Here is a 15,430-nt window from a genome sequence, read left to right on the forward strand (position 1 = left end):
TGGGACGTTACGCGGTCTCTCGACTGACGAGCTTGGAGAGCACGATCGCGGAGCGGGTGTGGTCGACCTGGGGTGCGAGGCGGACCTTGTCGAGCGCCTCCTCGAGCGCGGACAGGTCCTTCGAGCGCATGTGCACGACGGCGTCGGCGCTGCCGGTGACCGTGCCCGCGTCGATGACCTCGGGGACGGTGTCGAGCAGGGCACGCAGCTCGTCGGGCGAGACGGTGCCGCGGCAGTAGAGCTCGACCCAGGCCTCGGTGCCGCGGTCCTCGACGGCGGGGTCGACCTTGATCGTGAAGCCCTGGATGACGCCGTCACCGACCAGCCGGTCGACGCGGCGCTTGACGGCCGAGGCCGAGAGTCCGACCACCGACCCGATGTCGCCGTAGCCGGCGCGGGCGTTGTCCCGGAGCTGATCCAGGATGCGGTGGTCGAGCGTATCCATTTGTCCCTATCGTACGCGGACTTGTTGCGAGGCTGATGGGTCTCGCGCACGAAACGTGCGTCACCCGAACGGGTGTCACGGTCCCGCAGGCGGGGGACTGCACTCGTCGGACGGTTCATGCCAGACTTCTGAGTGGCGTCGACCTGGTCCGCTGCGGTGAGTGAGCCTGCATCTCACCGGAGCTCTTCTCCTCGTTCCGTTTCGGTTCCTGGCAGGCTCGGGCCCCGGTCCCTTCCAGGAGGACTGATGTCGAACACCGCACCCGCACCCGAGTCCGTCGCCACCCCGGCCCGTGTCGCCACCAAGCGCACGATCCTGATGTGCAAGCCGGACTTCTACACCGTGAGCTACCGGATCAACCCGTGGATGCACCCGGAGGAGCCGACCGACACGTCGAAGGCCGTCGAGCAGTGGGAGTCGCTCGTCGCCGTCTACGAGGAGCTCGGCTTCGACATCTCGTACATCGACCCGATCGACGGCCTGCCGGACATGGTCTACGCGGCCAACGGCGGGTTCGTCCTCGACGGCATCGCGTACGGCGCGAAGTTCCAGTACCCGGAGCGCCAGCCCGAGGGCCCCGCGTACATGGACTGGTTCCGCCAGGCCGGTCTGACCGTCGCCGAGCCGGAGCAGACCAACGAGGGCGAGGGCGACTTCCTGCTCATCGGGGACACCATCTTCGCCGGCACCGGCTTCCGGTCGGACAGCACCTCGCACGACGAGCTCGCGAAGATCTACGGCCGCGAGGTCGTCACCCTCAAGCTCATCAACCCGAGCTTCTACCACCTCGACACCGCGATCGCCGTGCTCGACCCCGAGCCCTCCGTCGACGGGACGAGCAACATCGCGTACCTGGAGAGCGCCTTCGACGAGCCGTCGCTGGCGATCCTGCGCGAGCGCTTCCCCGACGCGATCATCGCCACCGAAGAAGACGCCGCGATCCTCGGCCTGAACTCGTACTCCGACGGGTACAACGTCGTGATCGCCGCCCGGGCTGTCCGGTTCGCCGAGCAGCTGCGGGAGAAGGGCTACAACCCGATCGGCGTCGACCTGTCCGAGCTGCTGCTCGGCGGCGGCGGCGTGAAGTGCTGCACCCTCGACCTGCACCCGGTCGGCACCGGCACCTCGGTCGCGCGTTCGCTCGGGGTCAGCTGATGTCGGCGGCAGCGTCGCTCGGGGTCAACACCGCGGCGGCGCTCGCCGTCGAGGACCGCGCCCTCGCGCACAACTACAGCCCGCTGCCCGTCGTCATCGCGTCGGGTGCCGGAGCGACCGTCACCGACGTCGACGGCAAGCAGTACCTGGACGGCCTCGCCGCGTACTCCGCGGTGAACTTCGGCCACGGCAACCCGCGGCTGCTCGACGCCGCACGGGCGCAGCTCGACCGCGTGACGCTGACCAGCCGGGCGTTCGTGAACGACCAGCTCGGGCCGTTCGCCGCAGCACTGGCGGCGTTGACGGAGACCGAGATGGTCCTGCCGATGAACACCGGTGCCGAGGCCGTCGAGTCCGCGATCAAGGTGTCCCGCGCCTGGGGCTACCGCGTCAAGGGCGTGCCGGCCGAGCGGGCGACGATCATCGTCGCGTCCGGGAACTTCCACGGCCGCACCACGACGATCATCTCGTTCTCGGACGACCCCTCGGCCCACGATGACTTCGGACCGTTCACGCCCGGCTTCCGCACGGTGCCGTACGGCGACGCTGCGGCTCTGCGCGAGGCGATGGACGAGACCGTCGTCGCCGTGCTGCTCGAGCCGATCCAGGGCGAGGGCGGCGTGGTCATCCCGCCGGAGTCCTACCTTCCTGACGTCCGCGCGGTCTGCGACGAGTTCGGCGCGCTGTTCATCGCCGACGAGATCCAGTCCGGCCTCGGTCGCACGGGGCACACGCTCGCGGTGCAGCGCGTCGGGGTCCGCCCCGACCTCATCACGCTCGGCAAGGCCCTCGGCGGCGGCATCGTGCCGGTGTCGGCGGTCGTCGGTTCGGCTGCCGTCCTCGGGGTCCTGCGCCCCGGCGAACACGGGTCGACCTTCGGCGGCAACCCGCTCGCCGCGGCCGTCGGTGCCGAGGTCGTGGCGATGCTCGGAGAGGGCACGTTCCAGCAGCGGGCCCTCGACGGCGAACCGCTGTTGCGCGGCCTGCTCGACGACCTGCTCGGCAAGGGTGTCGTCTCGCACCGGGTCGCCGGACTCTGGGCGGGGATCGACATCGACCCCGCGCTCGGCACCGGCAAGGCGATCTCGAAGGACCTCGCCGACCGCGGGCTCCTGGTGAAGGACACCCACGGGTCGACGATCCGCTTCGCGCCGCCCCTGGTCGTCACCGACGACGAGGTGCGCTTCGCGATCGGGACCCTGGCCGACGTCCTGACGGCGCGCGCCTGACCTGATCCGCAAAACACCGGTGTTCGCGCGTTGAACCCCCGCATCCCGCGGTGCGGAGCGCGAACACCGGTGTCTTGCGTGCGCCGGCGCGCGTCAACCAGTGCGGCTCACACCGCCCAGCGCGCCGCCAGCTCGTCCATCAGTGCATCGATCCGCTCGTCGACGACCTGCTCCTCGGGGTGCGCCTCGTACCAGGCGATGACCTCGCGCACACCCTGCCGGTAGGTCGTGCGCGGCCGGTACCACGGCACGAGCGACCGGACCTTGCTGTTGTCGAACACGGAGCTGTTCGCCTTGTCGCCGAGCAGCGCCGCGCCCCACTCAGCGTCCGCGGCGGCGATGGCATCCGCCGGCACGTGCACGATCCGCAGGTCCTCGACCCCGGCCGCCGCCGCGATCTCGTGCGCGATGGCGTTCCACGTCGGCGCCTCGTCGCTGGTGATCGTGAAGGGCTCACCGATCGCCTCGGCCCGGTCGAGCAGCCCCGTGAACCCGACCGCGAAGTCGCGACTGTGCGTCAGGGTCCACAGCGAGGTGCCGTCGCCGGTGATGATGACCGGCTTGCCGGCACGCATCCGAGCAACCGCGGTCCAGCCGCCGGTCAGCGGCAGCTTCGTCTCGTCGTAGGTGTGCGACGGCCGCACGATCGTCACCGGGAAGTCCTGCTCCCGGTACGCCTGCAGCAGCAGCTCCTCGCACGCGATCTTGTCGCGCGAGTACTGCCAGTACGGGTTCTTCAGCGGCGTCGACTCCGTGATCGGCAGGTGCGTCGCCGGCGTCTGGTACGCCGAGGCCGAGCTGATGAACACGTACTGCCGCGTCCGCCCGGCGAAGAAGTCGACGTCGGCCTGCACCTGGTCCGGCGTGAAGGCGATCCAGTTCACGACCACGTCGAAGCGCTGGTCGCCGAGTGCGTCCGCCAGTGCGCTGCGGTCCGACACGTCGGCCTGGAGGCGCGTCACACCCTCCGGGATCGGCCTGCCCCCGGTGGTCCCCCGGTTGAGCACGGTGACGTCGAACCCCTGCTCGACGGCTTCCCGGACGCAGGCGGCGCTGATGACGCCGCTCCCGCCGATGAACAACACGCTCGCTCCGGTCATGGATGCTCCCTCGCTCTCCGGCGGCACCGCGTCGCGCCGTCGTCCCATGTGATCCTGCACCGTCCGAGCCGACTACCGTCACGGTTCGGGTCGCACCGACGCGCCCCACGACAGGAGTGACACGCACATGGAGTACCGCTACCTCGGCAACTCGGGCCTCAAGGTCTCCGAGATCACCTACGGCAACTGGCTCACCCACGCATCCCAGGTCGAGAACGACGCGGCGATCGCCTGCGTCAAGGCCGCCCTCGAGGTCGGCATCTCGACGTTCGACACCGCCGACGTCTACGCCAACACCGGCGCGGAGACGGTCCTCGGTGAAGCACTCAAGGGGGAGCTGCGCCAGTCCCTCGAGATCGCCACGAAGGTCTTCGGGCCGACCGGTCCGAAGGGCCACAACGACACCGGGCTGTCCCGCAAGCACATCCTCGAGTCGATCGACGGCTCGCTGCAGCGGCTGCAGACGGACTACGTCGACCTGTACCAGGCGCACCGCTACGACCACGAGACCCCGCTCGAAGAGACGATGCAGGCCTTCGCGGACATCGTGCGCCAGGGCAAGGTCCTGTACGTCGGCGTCAGCGAGTGGACCGCGGACCAGCTGCGTGCGGGTGCTGCGCTCGCGAAGGACCTCGGCTTCCAGCTCATCTCGAACCAGCCGCAGTACTCGGCGCTGTGGCGGGTCATCGAGGACGAGGTCGTCCCCACTTCGAAGGAACTCGGCATCTCGCAGATCGTCTGGTCCCCGATCGCCCAGGGGGTGCTCACCGGCAAGTACAAGCCGGGTCAGCCGCTGCCCGAGGGCTCCCGCGCGACCGACGACAAGGGCGGCGCGGACATGATCAAGCGGTTCATGCGCGACGAGGTGCTGTCCTCGGTGCAGGAGTTGCAGCCGGTCGCCGACGAGCTCGACCTGTCGATGGCGCAGCTCGCCGTCGCCTGGGTCCTGCAGAACGACAACGTCGCGAGCGCGATCATCGGGGCCTCGCGTCCGGAGCAGGTGCACGACAACGCGGGCGCTGCCGGCGTCACGATCCCCGCGGAGCTCATGTCGCGGATCGACGATGCCCTGGGCGCCGTGGTCGAGCGCGACCCCGCGAAGACGAACGACAGCAGCCCGAAGACGCGCGAGGCCTAGGCCCTCCGCGAAACACCGGTGTTCGCCCGTTGAACACGCGCATGCCGCGGCTCGATGCGCGGACACCGGTGTTTTGCGAGCAGGTCACACCGCCCAGACAACGGAAAAGGCCCCCTGCCGAAGCAGGGGGCCTTCACCGGTGGCTGGACACGGCATCGATCCGTGGACCTTTCGATTTTCAGTCGAACGCTCTACCAACTGAGCTATCCAGCCGTGGCGACCCTGACGGGACTTGAACCCGCGACCTCCGCCGTGACAGGGCGGCACGCTAACCAGCTGCGCTACAGGGCCATATTGAATTGCTGTGGTGTTGTTCAGTACTACTTGCTCGCTCACTCAAAGAGTGACCCCAACGGGATTCGAACCCGTGCTGCCGCCGTGAAAGGGCGGTGTCCTAGGCCACTAAACGATAGGGCCGCAAGCAGTGCATCGCGCTACCGATGGACAAGCATACGGATGCCCCCCGGGTTTCACAAATCCGACCCCGCCAACCGTGCATCCCCGGCGTGTCGCGGCGTCAGCGCACGGGTCTCGGATGCTGTCGGTGCGAGCATCGTCGGCGGTCGCACCCCTCGTCCGAGGGGCTGTCGAGCCTGCGACCCGTGTTGTTACTGTTGCACCTGTTAACAGTGTTACGTGCGTGAGCCTTGCCGCGCTGTTACGAAATCGAGATACATGTCGACCTCCACTCCCTTCTCCCTCCGCACCCGCAGCCGCCTGATCGCCGCCGCGGTCGCCGTCGCGCTCACGGCCGGCACGCTCGCGGCCCTCGCCCCGACGTCGTCCGCCAGCGCTGCGAGCTACCCCAGCTGGGACGAGGTGCAGCAGGCGAAGTCGTCGACCAGCGCCCAGCAGGCCAAGGTCAGCGAGATCAAGTCGCTCATCTCGTCGCTGAAGAGCGAGGCGGCTGCCAAGCAGAAGGCCGCACAGGCCGCGGGCGAGGCGTACCAGGCCGCGCAGAGCAAGTTCGACGAGGCGACGCTCAAGCAGAAGTCGCTGCAGTCCCAGGCCGACGAGGCCGAACAGACCGCCGCGCGGTCCGAAGCGCAGGCCGGTCAGCTCGCCGCGCAGCTCGGTCGGGCCAGCGCGGACGACGTGACGACGGACATCCTCACGCACCCCTCGGACTCCGGCGACCTGCTCTACGAGCTCGGTGCCATGTCGAAGCTCAGCGAGCAGGCCGACGGCATCTACTCGCAGGCCTCGCAGGACCGCGGCACCGCCCAGGCCCAGGCCGACAAGGCGGACACCGCGAAAGCAGCCCTGGGCGACCTCGCCGACGCCGCGCAGTCGAAGATGCAGCAGGCCCAGGGTGCCGCCGACGCCGCACAGACCGCGGTGGACGCCCAGAACGACAACGAGTCCCGGCTCGAGGCGCAGCTGACCGCGCTCACCTCGAAGCAGCGCGGCGTCGAGGCCGACTACCGCAAGGGCGTCGCCGCCGAGAAGGCCCGCCAGGCCCGCCTCGCCGCAGCCGCCGCGAAGGCAGCAGCCAAGGCCGCAGCCACGAGCCAGGGCGGCACCGGCGGCGGCAGCGCGAACGCGTCCGGCTGGGTCCGGCCCGCCGGCGGGTACCAGACCAGCCCCTACGGCTACCGCGTCGACCCGTACACCCACGTCAGCGCCCTGCACGCCGGCGTCGACCTGGCCCCGGCCTGCTACGCCCCGATCTACGCGGCACACGACGGCACCGTCACCTTCGCCGGCAACGGTGGCGGGTACGGCAACGAGGTCATCCTCGACAACGGCGGCGGCATCTCCACCGCGTACGGCCACGTCGTCGACGGCGGGATCATGGTCGCCGCCGGCCAGCACGTCACCGCGGGGCAGCAGATCGCCAAGATCGGCTCGACCGGCTGGTCGACCGGGTGCCACCTCCACTTCGAGACCCGGGTCAACGGCGCTGCCGTCGACCCCGTCCCCTTCATGGCAGCGCGGGGGATCTCGGTATGAGCATCAGCGCCACCGGAACGAGTCCTTCCACGTCATGACCACCTCCGCTCGCTCGTTCTCCTGCGGGATCGCGACCATCGCCGTGGTCGGCATCGGCCTGTCGGTCGTCATCGCCGGACCGGCCCAGGCCGCGCCCTCGGGTCCGTCCTGGGACGACGTCAAGGCCGCCAAGTCCGACGCGGCCGACGCCCAGCAGACGGTCGACGAGCTGAGCGACCGGCTCGGCACGCTGCAGGACGCCGCCGACCAGGCCGGTGTCGCCGAGCAGCAGGCCGGGCAGGCGTACGCCCTGGCGGCGTCGCAGCAGCAGGAGGCCGAGGACACCCTCGCCGACCTGTCCGCGCAGTCGAAGCGTGCGAAGGACCGGGCGGACGACTCGGCCGGCCAGGTCGCCGGGCTCGTGGTCGAGCTGTCCCGCACGGGCGGCGGTGACCTGTCGACGACGATGCTCATGGACTCGTCGGACTCGAAGGACCTGCTCTACCGCGTCGGCACGATGTCGCACCTGTCCGAGCGCTCCGCGACCGTCCTGGCCGAGGCACGTGCCGACCAGAAGACCGTCGAGTCCCTGGCGGCCCAGCAGTCCGCCGCCGAGAAGGCCCTGAGCAAGGCGACCGAGGCGACGAAGACCACCTTCGCGACGGCCAACGACGTGGCCGCAGGCGCCCAGGCGCGGGTGCAGAAGGAACAGGACCAGCAGGCCGAGGTCCTGCGCCAGCTCGCGTACCTGAAGGGCACGAGCGTCGCGACGGAGACCGCGTACTGGAGCGCGCAGCAGGCGAAGGCCGCCGCGGCCGCCATCGCCAAGCAGACGGGCGACGCCGGCACCGGGAACGACTCCGGTACCGGGAACGCCACCGGCGGGGGCACGAGCGGCAGCAACACCGGCAACACGGGCGGCGCCGGCAGCACCGGTGGCGGGACCTCCACCCCGGCTGTCCCGAGCACGCCGTCCAAGCCGAGCACCCCGTCGAACCCCGGCACCCCTGCGAAGCCGAGTACCCCGAGCAAGCCGAGCACTCCCAGCACGCCGAGCAAGCCGGCACCCGCCCCTGCTCCCGCCCCGGCCCCTGCGCCAGCACCCGCCCCCGCACCGGCCCCGAGCAGCCCCTCGAGGGCCGCCGGCGCGATCTCCTACGCCCGAGGGCAGCTCGGCGAGGCGTACGTCCTCGGCGGCGCCGGCCCGACCACCTGGGACTGCTCCGGACTCGTGATGATGGCCTACAACTCGCAGGGCATCGCGACCGGTGGGCACAACGTCGTCTGGCAGTACAACTACTTCAAGTCGATCGGTCGCCTCGTCCCGCTGTCCCAGCGCCAGCCCGGCGACATCCTGTTCTACTCGTCGAACGGCACCGCCTCGGGGGCGTACCACGACTCGATCGTGACGAGCTACGGCACCATGGTCGAGGCCGCGCGCCCCGGCGTCGGCGTCGTCGAGCGCGCGATCTGGCTGCCGAACCAGCTCATGCCGTACGTCGCGCGCCCGAGCGGTTCCCTGTAGCCAGCTCCCGGTGCGCCCGTTCTTTCCCAGAGCGGATGCAGTACCAAGCGAGATCGGGCGTACCTGCACGGACCAACCCACCAGGTACGCCCGTTTCCACCAGGTACGCCCCCGCCCCGCGCCGCCCCGCCCCGCGCGACAGCAGCCCACCACGCACGACACAGAACGGCGCCCGCCCTCCGGAAGGAGAGCGGGCGCCGTTCGTCGTCAGGGGATCGTCAGTGCGAGCCTGGCACGTACGCGGCCTGACCGGCCTGCACGATGCGCTCGGCCTCGGCGGCGTCGCCCCAACCCTCGGCCTTGACCCACTTGTTCGGCTCGAGGTCCTTGTAGCGCTCGAAGAAGTGCGCGATCTCGGCCTTCGTCTGCTCCGGCACGTCCGAGATGTCCTGGATGTGTGCCCAGCGCGGGTCCTTGGCGGGGACCACGAGGACCTTCTCGTCGTTGCCGGCCTCGTCGCTCATCTTGAAGACGCCGACGGGGCGGACCTTGACGCCGACGCCGGGGAACGTCGGGAACTCGAGCAGCAGCAGCGCGTCCACGGGGTCACCGTCGTCGGCCAGGGTCTTCTCGAAGAACCCGTAGTCGGTGGGGTAGACGAACGAGGTGAACAGCACGCGGTCGAGGTAGACGCGACCGGTCTCGTGGTCCACCTCGTACTTGTTGCGGCTGCCCTTGGGGATCTCGACGACGACGTCGTACGCGGCCATGTTGCGCTCCTGTGTCTGCTTCGGGGACTGTCGTGTGTTGCGAAAGCGCGGCTAACGTTACCGGGTGAACTCTCCGCGTCCCCGGCTCGACCCCGCCGTCGCCGAGACCCGCCTGGCGGTCCGCGACCTGCTCGCCGCAGCCGTCGACGACGGTGTGGTCGCCGCAGACGACCTGGTCCTCGTCGCACTGAGCGGCGGACCGGACTCCCTCGCCCTGGCGGCGGCCACCGCGTTCGAAGCGGGCAAGCAGGGTCTGCGGGCCGGGGCAGTGGTCGTCGACCACGCACTCCAGGCGGGCTCCGAGGCGGTCGCGAGTCGCGCCTCCCGGCAGGCATCCGAGCTGGGACTCGACCCGGTGACGGTCCGCAGGGTCACGGTCGGCTCCGACGGTGGGCCGGAAGGCGCCGCCCGGGAGGCCCGCCACGCGTCGATCGCCGAGGTCGCGGCCGCCGCCGGGTCACCCCTGGTGCTGCTGGGCCACACCCTGGACGACCAGGCCGAGACGGTGCTGCTCGGCTTGCTGCGCGGCAGCGGGCCGGACAGCCTGTCCGGCATGCAGCCGCTCGCCCGCCGCGACGGTGGCCCGGCGTACGGCCGGCCGCTCCTGTCGGTCCGGCGCCACGCGACCCGGCAGGCGTGCGCCGCAGCGGGGCTCGCGCCGTGGCACGACCCGCAGAACGACGACCCCGCGTACGCGCGGGTGCGGGTGCGGAACACCCTGCTGCCGGTGCTCGAACGGGAGCTCGGTGCCGGGGTGCCCGAGGCCCTCGCCCGGACGGCCGACCAGCTGCGCGAGGACTCCGCCGCCCTCGACCACTTCGCCGAGGAGATCGCCGAGGACATCGCCGAGCACTCCGAGGCCGGCATCTCGCTGTCGGTGCGGGCGCTCGGGGCGAACCCGCCGGCGCTCCGGCAGCGACTCGTGCGCCTGGCGGTGGAGAGCGAGTTCGGGGTGACGCTGTCGCGCGTGCAGACGCTCGAGGTCTGCCGGCTGGTCACGGACTGGAGCGGACAGGGCCCGATCGACCTGCCGGGCGTCCGTGCCGCGCGGACCGGCGACCGCATCGAGTTCAGCGCCGGTTAGGCTGGCGTGGTGGAACTCTCCGACGTCCAGGCAGACCTGTCCGAAGTGCTCTTCACCCCCGAGCAGATCGACGAGAAGCTCGCCGAGCTCGCGGCGGTCGTCGACGCCGACTACGCGGGCCGCGACCCGCTGCTCGTCGGGGTGCTGAAGGGTGCCGTCATGGTGATGGCGGACTTCTCGCGCCACCTCAAGATGCAGGCGCGGATGGACTGGATGGCGGTGTCGTCGTACGGCTCCGGCACGAAGTCGTCCGGTGTGGTGCGGATCCTCAAGGACCTGGACACCGACCTGCACGGCCGTGACGTCCTGATCGTCGAGGACATCATCGACTCCGGTCTGACCCTGTCGTGGCTCAAGCAGAACCTGCAGTCCCGCGGTGCCGCGAGCGTCGAGATCGTCGCCCTGCTGCGCAAGCCCGAGGCCGCCAAGGTCGAGGTCGACGTGAAGTACGTGGGCTTCGACATCCCCGACGCCTTCGTGGTCGGCTACGGCCTGGACTACGACGAGCGCTACCGCAACCTGCGCGGCGTCGGCGTCCTCGCTCCGCACGTCTACTCCTGACGGGCGGCCCGCCGCGCTCGGGTCGCACTCGGCCGACTCTGGCCCGGGGGTGAGTTCGCCCGCAGAGGACACCCATTCTCGCCACAGAATCGCGGCCGTATGCTGACCTGCACGCAACTTCGGCAGAGAAAGGTGTCGGGCACTCGCGCCCGGATCACATGAACTTCAAGCGCATCTTCCGCGGCCCGTACCTCTACGTGCTGATCGCGCTGGCGGGCATCTTCATCGGCTGGAGCGTCATCAGCCAGGGCAGCACGCAAGAGATCGACACCCAGAAGGGTCTCGAGCAGCTCTCCGATGACAAGGTCTCGTCCGCGACCATCAACTCCACCGAGCAGCGGGTCGACCTCGTCCTGAAGGACGGCGACAAGCAGGAGCAGTTCTACTACTCCACGCCCCGCGGCGAAGAAGTGGTGCAGGCGGTCAACGACGCCAACCTGCCCGACGGCTACAACGACCGTGTCGCACAGGGCAACTGGTTCCTGTCGCTGCTCGGCATCCTGCTGCCGTTCCTGATCATCGGTGCCCTGTTCTGGTTCCTGCTCTCGAGCGCCCAGGGCGGCGGCTCGAAGGTCATGCAGTTCGGCAAGTCGAAGGCCAAGATCAACAACAAGGAGAACCCGCAGGTGTCGTTCGCCGACGTCGCGGGTGCCGACGAGGCGATCGAGGAACTGCACGAGATCAAGGAGTTCCTCAAGGAGCCCGCGAAGTTCCAGGCCGTCGGGGCGAAGATCCCGAAGGGCGTGCTGCTCTACGGCCCTCCCGGAACCGGCAAGACCCTGCTCGCCCGCGCCGTCGCGGGTGAAGCCGGCGTGCCGTTCTACTCGATCTCCGGTTCGGACTTCGTCGAGATGTTCGTCGGTGTCGGTGCGAGCCGTGTCCGTGACCTCTTCGAGCAGGCCAAGGCGAACTCGCCGGCCATCGTCTTCATCGACGAGATCGACGCCGTCGGTCGTCACCGTGGTGCCGGCATCGGCGGTGGCAACGACGAGCGCGAGCAGACGCTGAACCAGCTCCTGGTCGAGATGGACGGCTTCGACGGCAAGACGAACGTCATCCTCATCGCCGCGACGAACCGTCCCGACGTGCTCGACCCCGCGCTCCTGCGCCCCGGCCGCTTCGACCGCCAGATCGGCGTCGACGCTCCGGGTCTCGCCGGCCGCAAGCAGATCCTCGAGGTGCACGCGAAGGGCAAGCCGCTCGCCGCGAGCGTCGACCTCGAGCTGCTCGCCCGCAAGACGCCGGGCTTCACCGGTGCCGACCTGGCGAACGTCCTGAACGAGGCGGCCCTGCTGACCGCCCGCTCGAACGCGCAGCTCATCGACAACCGTGCCCTCGACGAGGCCGTCGACCGCGTGATGGCCGGCCCGCAGCGACGGACCCGGATCATGTCCGACCAGGAACGCCTGATCACCGCGTACCACGAGGGCGGCCACGCCCTGGCGGCAGCGGCGATGCGGCACACCGACCCGGTCACGAAGATCACGATCCTGCCCCGCGGCCGTGCCCTCGGCTACACGATGGTGCTCCCGCTCGAGGACAAGTACTCGGTCACCCGCAACGAGCTCCTCGACCAGCTCACCTACGCCATGGGTGGTCGCGTCGCCGAGGAGATCGTGTTCCACGACCCGACCACCGGCGCCTCGAACGACATCGAGAAGGCCACCGGCACCGCCCGCAAGATGGTCACCGAGTACGGCATGAGCCAGGCCGTCGGGTCCGTCAAGCTCGGGTCCGGCTCGAGCGAGCCGTTCGTCGGCCGCGACATGAGCGGTGGCACCGGTCGCGACTACTCGGAGACCATCGCCCAGACGGTCGACGCCGAGACCCGTGCCCTGCTCGAGGCCGCGCACGACGAGGCCTACCAGGTGCTCAACGACAACCGCGACATCCTCGACCGCCTGGCCGGCGAGCTCCTCGAGAAGGAGACGCTCGACGCCCCGGAGCTCGTGGAGATCTTCAAGGACGTCCGCAAGCTGCCGGAGCGCCCGCAGTGGCTCTCCAGCGACAAGCGCCCGGTCAGCAACCTGCCCGCGATCGACGTGCCCGGCAAGGCCGCCTCGACCGCAGCGGACCCGTCGGACTCCGAGTCGACCTCGAAGACCCGTCGTCGCCCGTTCGGCAACCCGGGTATCGCCCCCGCGTAGGCCGGCATGACCGAGCTGCCGACGCGACGAGAGCGTCGACTCGCCGAGGTGAGTCGTGCCCGCGCCGCCGCCGCCGAACCGGCGACGGTCGCGATCGACCTCCGTGCACCCCAGCCGGTGCCGGAGGTCGTGACCGGCCGTCGCCGTGACCGCGGTGGCCCGGCCGAGGAACGCACCCGGGTGCTCGGCATCCTCAACGTCACCCCCGACTCGTTCAGCGACGGCGGGCTGCACCAGGCCTACGACGGCGCCGTGCAGCACGCACGTGACCTCGTCGCGGCCGGTGCGGACGTCATCGACGTCGGCGGGGAGTCCACCCGCCCCGGTTCCGAGCGCGTGCCCGTGACGGTCGAGCAGGAACGTGTGCTGCCGGTCGTGCAGCAGCTCGTCGCCGAGGGCATCCCGGTCAGCGTCGACACCATGAACGCCGCGACGGCCGAACGTGCCGTCGACCTGGGCGCCGCGATCGTCAACGACGTCTCGGGCGGGCTCGCCGACCCGGACATGGCCCGGGTCGTGGCGTCGACGGGGGTCGGCTTCGTCGTCATGCACTGGCGCGGCCACAGCGACCGGATGTACCGCAACGCCGAGTACACCCACGCGGTCGAAGAGGTCCGGCGCGAGGTCGAACTCCGGGTCGCCGAACTCATCGTGCTCGGTGTCCGGCAGGAGCAGGTCGTGATCGACCCGGGCCTCGGCTTCGCCAAGCACGGCCTGCAGAACTGGGAGATCCTGGCCGGCTACGAGCGTTTCGCCTCGATCGGCCTGCCGGTGCTCGTCGCCGCCTCACGCAAGCGGTTCCTCGACGGAGTCGGGAGCCCCGAGGGTGCTCCGCCCAGGGAGCGCGACCTCGCCACCGCCGCCATCAGCCTGCTTGCCGCCGAACGCGGCGCGTGGGGTGTGCGCGTGCACGACCCGGCACCGACCCGTGCCGTGCTCGACGTCTGGGACGCCTGGAGGGCAGCTCGATCGTGAACGACACCATCCGACTCACCGGGGTCCGCGCCCGCGGACACCACGGCGTCTTCGACCACGAGCGCGAGGACGGCCAGGACTTCGTCGTCGACGTCGCCGTGGAGCTCGATGCCCGTGCCGCCTCGGGCAGCGACGACCTCGACGCCACGGTGCACTACGGCGTCCTCGCCGAGCAGGTCGTCGCCGAGATCGAACGCGACCCGGTCGACCTGATCGAGACATTGGCCGAACGCATCGCCGCGGCCGTGCTCACCCACCGTGCCGCGCTGGCGACCGAGGTCACGGTGCACAAGCCGCAGGCCCCGATCACCGTGCCGTTCACCGACGTCTCGATCACCATCCGGCGCACCCGCGGCGCCACGGTGCCGGACGAGGAAGAAGAATGACCCACCGGGTCGTCGTCGCCCTCGGAGCGAACCTCGGCGACCGGGGGAGCACGCTCCGCGCCGCCGCCACCGCGATCGCCGCCCTGCCCGGGGTCGAGCCGGTGGCCTCGAGCCGCGAGGTCGAGTCGGTCGCCGTGACCCTCGACGGCCTCGACACGTCGAAGCCCCGCTACCGGAACGCCGTCGTGGTCGTCGACACCGACCTCGAGCCGCAGGCCTTCCTCGATGCCCTGCACGGCATCGAGGACGCCCACGGCCGCACGCGCGAGGTCCGGTGGGGCGACCGCACCCTGGACCTCGACATCGTCGCGGTGGACGACCTGCGGATCGCCACGGACACCCTGGTCGTGCCGCACCCCCGGGCAGCGGAGCGCGCGTTCGTGCTCGCCCCGTGGCTCGACGCCGACCCCGAGGCCGTCCTGCCCGGTGCCGGACCGGTGGCCGACCTGCTCACCGCCGTGGGGGACGACACCGAGCGCGTCGACGAGCCGCGCCTGTTCGCGGAGCCGGCACGGGCCTCCCGGCCGGCGGGGAGCGCGACCAGCGCATGAAGCCCACCCGTGCCTCCACGCTGATCAGCATCGCCGTCGTGACGGTGGTCGCCGGTTTCGCGGTCGACGCCGTCCTGGCGTCGCGCCAGCTGCCGACCTTCCTGTTCTCGATCCCGCTCGGCATCACGCTCGCCTTCATCGGCGTCGCGGTCGTGCTCATGGCGCGCCCGGTGCGCCGGCACGCGCGCGACGGCGCCGGACGCCAGCGGCCGGTCGACCCGCTCTACGCGACGCGGGTCGTCGTGCTCGCGAAGGCGTCCAGCATCTGCGGCACGCTGCTGGGCGGGTTCGCCCTCGGCCTCGTGCTGTACCTGCTGACCCGTTCCGCGACGCCTTCGCTAGGCTCGACCCTGCCGAACGTGATCGCCGTCGGGGGCGGGATCGTCCTGACGGTCTGCGCACTCGTGGCGGAGCGCATGTGCATCGCACCTCCGGGTGACGACGACGACCGTGACGATCCCCGCAACGGTTCGACGACGGTGAACTGACCGA

General features: G+C 70.5%; 15 protein-coding genes and 3 tRNA genes. 12 read left to right on the forward strand and 6 right to left on the reverse strand.

All coding sequences use genetic code 11. From position 1 onward, the window contains the following. Positions 1 to 7 precede the first annotated feature (7 nt). The gene (locus FFG40_RS03725) at positions 8 to 445 is read right to left on the reverse strand and encodes an Lrp/AsnC family transcriptional regulator (protein WP_017887694.1); all 438 of its coding nucleotides are present in this window, start codon (positions 443 to 445) and stop codon (positions 8 to 10) included. Between the two features lie 246 nt (positions 446 to 691). On the opposite strand from FFG40_RS03725, the gene ddaH reads away from it, so the two are divergent. Continuing rightward, positions 692 to 1,600 carry a dimethylargininase gene (gene ddaH / locus FFG40_RS03730; protein WP_138802294.1) on the forward strand — a complete coding sequence of 303 codons (909 nt, stop codon included), beginning with the start codon at positions 692 to 694 and terminating at the stop codon, positions 1,598 to 1,600. After that, positions 1,600 to 2,829, forward strand: coding sequence for an ornithine--oxo-acid transaminase (rocD, locus tag FFG40_RS03735; RefSeq protein ID WP_071245285.1), 1,230 nt, complete (start codon positions 1,600 to 1,602; stop codon positions 2,827 to 2,829). The genes ddaH and rocD overlap by 1 nt, the downstream gene beginning before the upstream one ends. 107 nt (positions 2,830 to 2,936) lie before the next feature. On the opposite strand, the gene FFG40_RS03740 is transcribed toward rocD, so the two are convergent. Next, positions 2,937 to 3,929 carry an NAD-dependent epimerase/dehydratase family protein gene (locus FFG40_RS03740; RefSeq protein ID WP_138802295.1) on the reverse strand — a complete coding sequence of 331 codons (993 nt, stop codon included), beginning with the start codon at positions 3,927 to 3,929 and terminating at the stop codon, positions 2,937 to 2,939. A 127-nt stretch (positions 3,930 to 4,056) separates the two neighbouring features. Here FFG40_RS03740 and FFG40_RS03745 point away from each other — a divergent pair, with 127 nt between their 5' ends. Beyond that, on the forward strand, positions 4,057 to 5,067 hold the full coding sequence (locus FFG40_RS03745; RefSeq protein WP_138802296.1) for an aldo/keto reductase family protein: 1,011 nt from the start codon (positions 4,057 to 4,059) through the stop codon (positions 5,065 to 5,067). A gap of 140 nt (positions 5,068 to 5,207) precedes the next feature. On the opposite strand, the gene FFG40_RS03750 is transcribed toward FFG40_RS03745, so the two are convergent. The 3 genes from FFG40_RS03750 to FFG40_RS03760 all read right to left on the reverse strand — a co-directional run bounded on the left by FFG40_RS03750 (position 5,208) and on the right by FFG40_RS03760 (position 5,484). Beyond that, a tRNA-Phe gene (locus tag FFG40_RS03750) sits at positions 5,208 to 5,280 on the reverse strand. A 1-nt stretch (position 5,281) separates the two neighbouring features. Then, a tRNA-Asp gene (locus tag FFG40_RS03755) sits at positions 5,282 to 5,358 on the reverse strand. A gap of 53 nt (positions 5,359 to 5,411) precedes the next feature. After that, a tRNA-Glu gene (locus FFG40_RS03760) sits at positions 5,412 to 5,484 on the reverse strand. A gap of 258 nt (positions 5,485 to 5,742) precedes the next feature. Here FFG40_RS03760 and FFG40_RS03765 point away from each other — a divergent pair. Together FFG40_RS03765 and FFG40_RS17355 are read left to right on the forward strand one after the other, a co-directional pair. Beyond that, a complete protein-coding gene (locus tag FFG40_RS03765; protein WP_138802297.1) occupies positions 5,743 to 7,020 on the forward strand; it encodes a M23 family metallopeptidase in 1,278 nt (425 codons plus the stop codon). Positions 7,021 to 7,054: 34 nt separating this feature from the next. Further along, a complete protein-coding gene (locus FFG40_RS17355; RefSeq protein ID WP_185974073.1) occupies positions 7,055 to 8,524 on the forward strand; it encodes an NlpC/P60 family protein in 1,470 nt (489 codons plus the stop codon). A gap of 218 nt (positions 8,525 to 8,742) precedes the next feature. Here FFG40_RS17355 and FFG40_RS03775 read toward each other — a convergent pair whose 3' ends face one another. Beyond that, positions 8,743 to 9,234 (reverse strand): inorganic diphosphatase, encoded by a 492-nt coding sequence (locus tag FFG40_RS03775; RefSeq protein ID WP_027467055.1) that lies wholly within the window; start codon positions 9,232 to 9,234, stop codon positions 8,743 to 8,745. A 64-nt stretch (positions 9,235 to 9,298) separates the two neighbouring features. Between FFG40_RS03775 and tilS the strand changes: the two genes are divergently transcribed. From tilS to FFG40_RS03810, 7 genes are all read left to right on the forward strand, one after another. After that, entirely contained in the window at positions 9,299 to 10,318 is a 1,020-nt protein-coding gene (gene tilS, locus FFG40_RS03780; protein WP_138802299.1) for a tRNA lysidine(34) synthetase TilS, read from the forward strand. 9 nt (positions 10,319 to 10,327) lie between these two features. Next, entirely contained in the window at positions 10,328 to 10,879 is a 552-nt protein-coding gene (gene hpt, locus FFG40_RS03785) for a hypoxanthine phosphoribosyltransferase (protein ID WP_017887686.1), read from the forward strand. A 158-nt stretch (positions 10,880 to 11,037) separates the two neighbouring features. Then, entirely contained in the window at positions 11,038 to 13,026 is a 1,989-nt protein-coding gene (gene ftsH, locus FFG40_RS03790; protein WP_027467057.1) for an ATP-dependent zinc metalloprotease FtsH, read from the forward strand. Between the two features lie 6 nt (positions 13,027 to 13,032). Then, on the forward strand, positions 13,033 to 14,001 hold the full coding sequence (gene folP / locus FFG40_RS03795; protein WP_138802300.1) for a dihydropteroate synthase: 969 nt from the start codon (positions 13,033 to 13,035) through the stop codon (positions 13,999 to 14,001). Next, positions 13,998 to 14,387: a dihydroneopterin aldolase gene (folB, locus tag FFG40_RS03800; protein ID WP_027467059.1), complete on the forward strand. Its 390-nt coding sequence runs from the start codon at positions 13,998 to 14,000 to the stop codon at positions 14,385 to 14,387. Before folP ends, folB begins: the two co-directional genes overlap by 4 nt. Continuing rightward, a complete protein-coding gene (gene folK, locus FFG40_RS03805; protein WP_111057561.1) occupies positions 14,384 to 14,938 on the forward strand; it encodes a 2-amino-4-hydroxy-6-hydroxymethyldihydropteridine diphosphokinase in 555 nt (184 codons plus the stop codon). Before folB ends, folK begins: the two co-directional genes overlap by 4 nt. Beyond that, positions 14,935 to 15,426, forward strand: a complete 492-nt coding sequence (locus FFG40_RS03810; protein ID WP_027467060.1) for a DUF3180 domain-containing protein — start codon at positions 14,935 to 14,937, stop codon at positions 15,424 to 15,426. The genes folK and FFG40_RS03810 overlap by 4 nt, the downstream gene beginning before the upstream one ends. The last annotated feature ends 4 nt before the right edge of the window (positions 15,427 to 15,430 follow it).

The organism is Curtobacterium sp. KBS0715, assembly GCF_005938005.2.
Lineage (GTDB): Bacteria > Actinomycetota > Actinomycetes > Actinomycetales > Microbacteriaceae > Curtobacterium > Curtobacterium flaccumfaciens.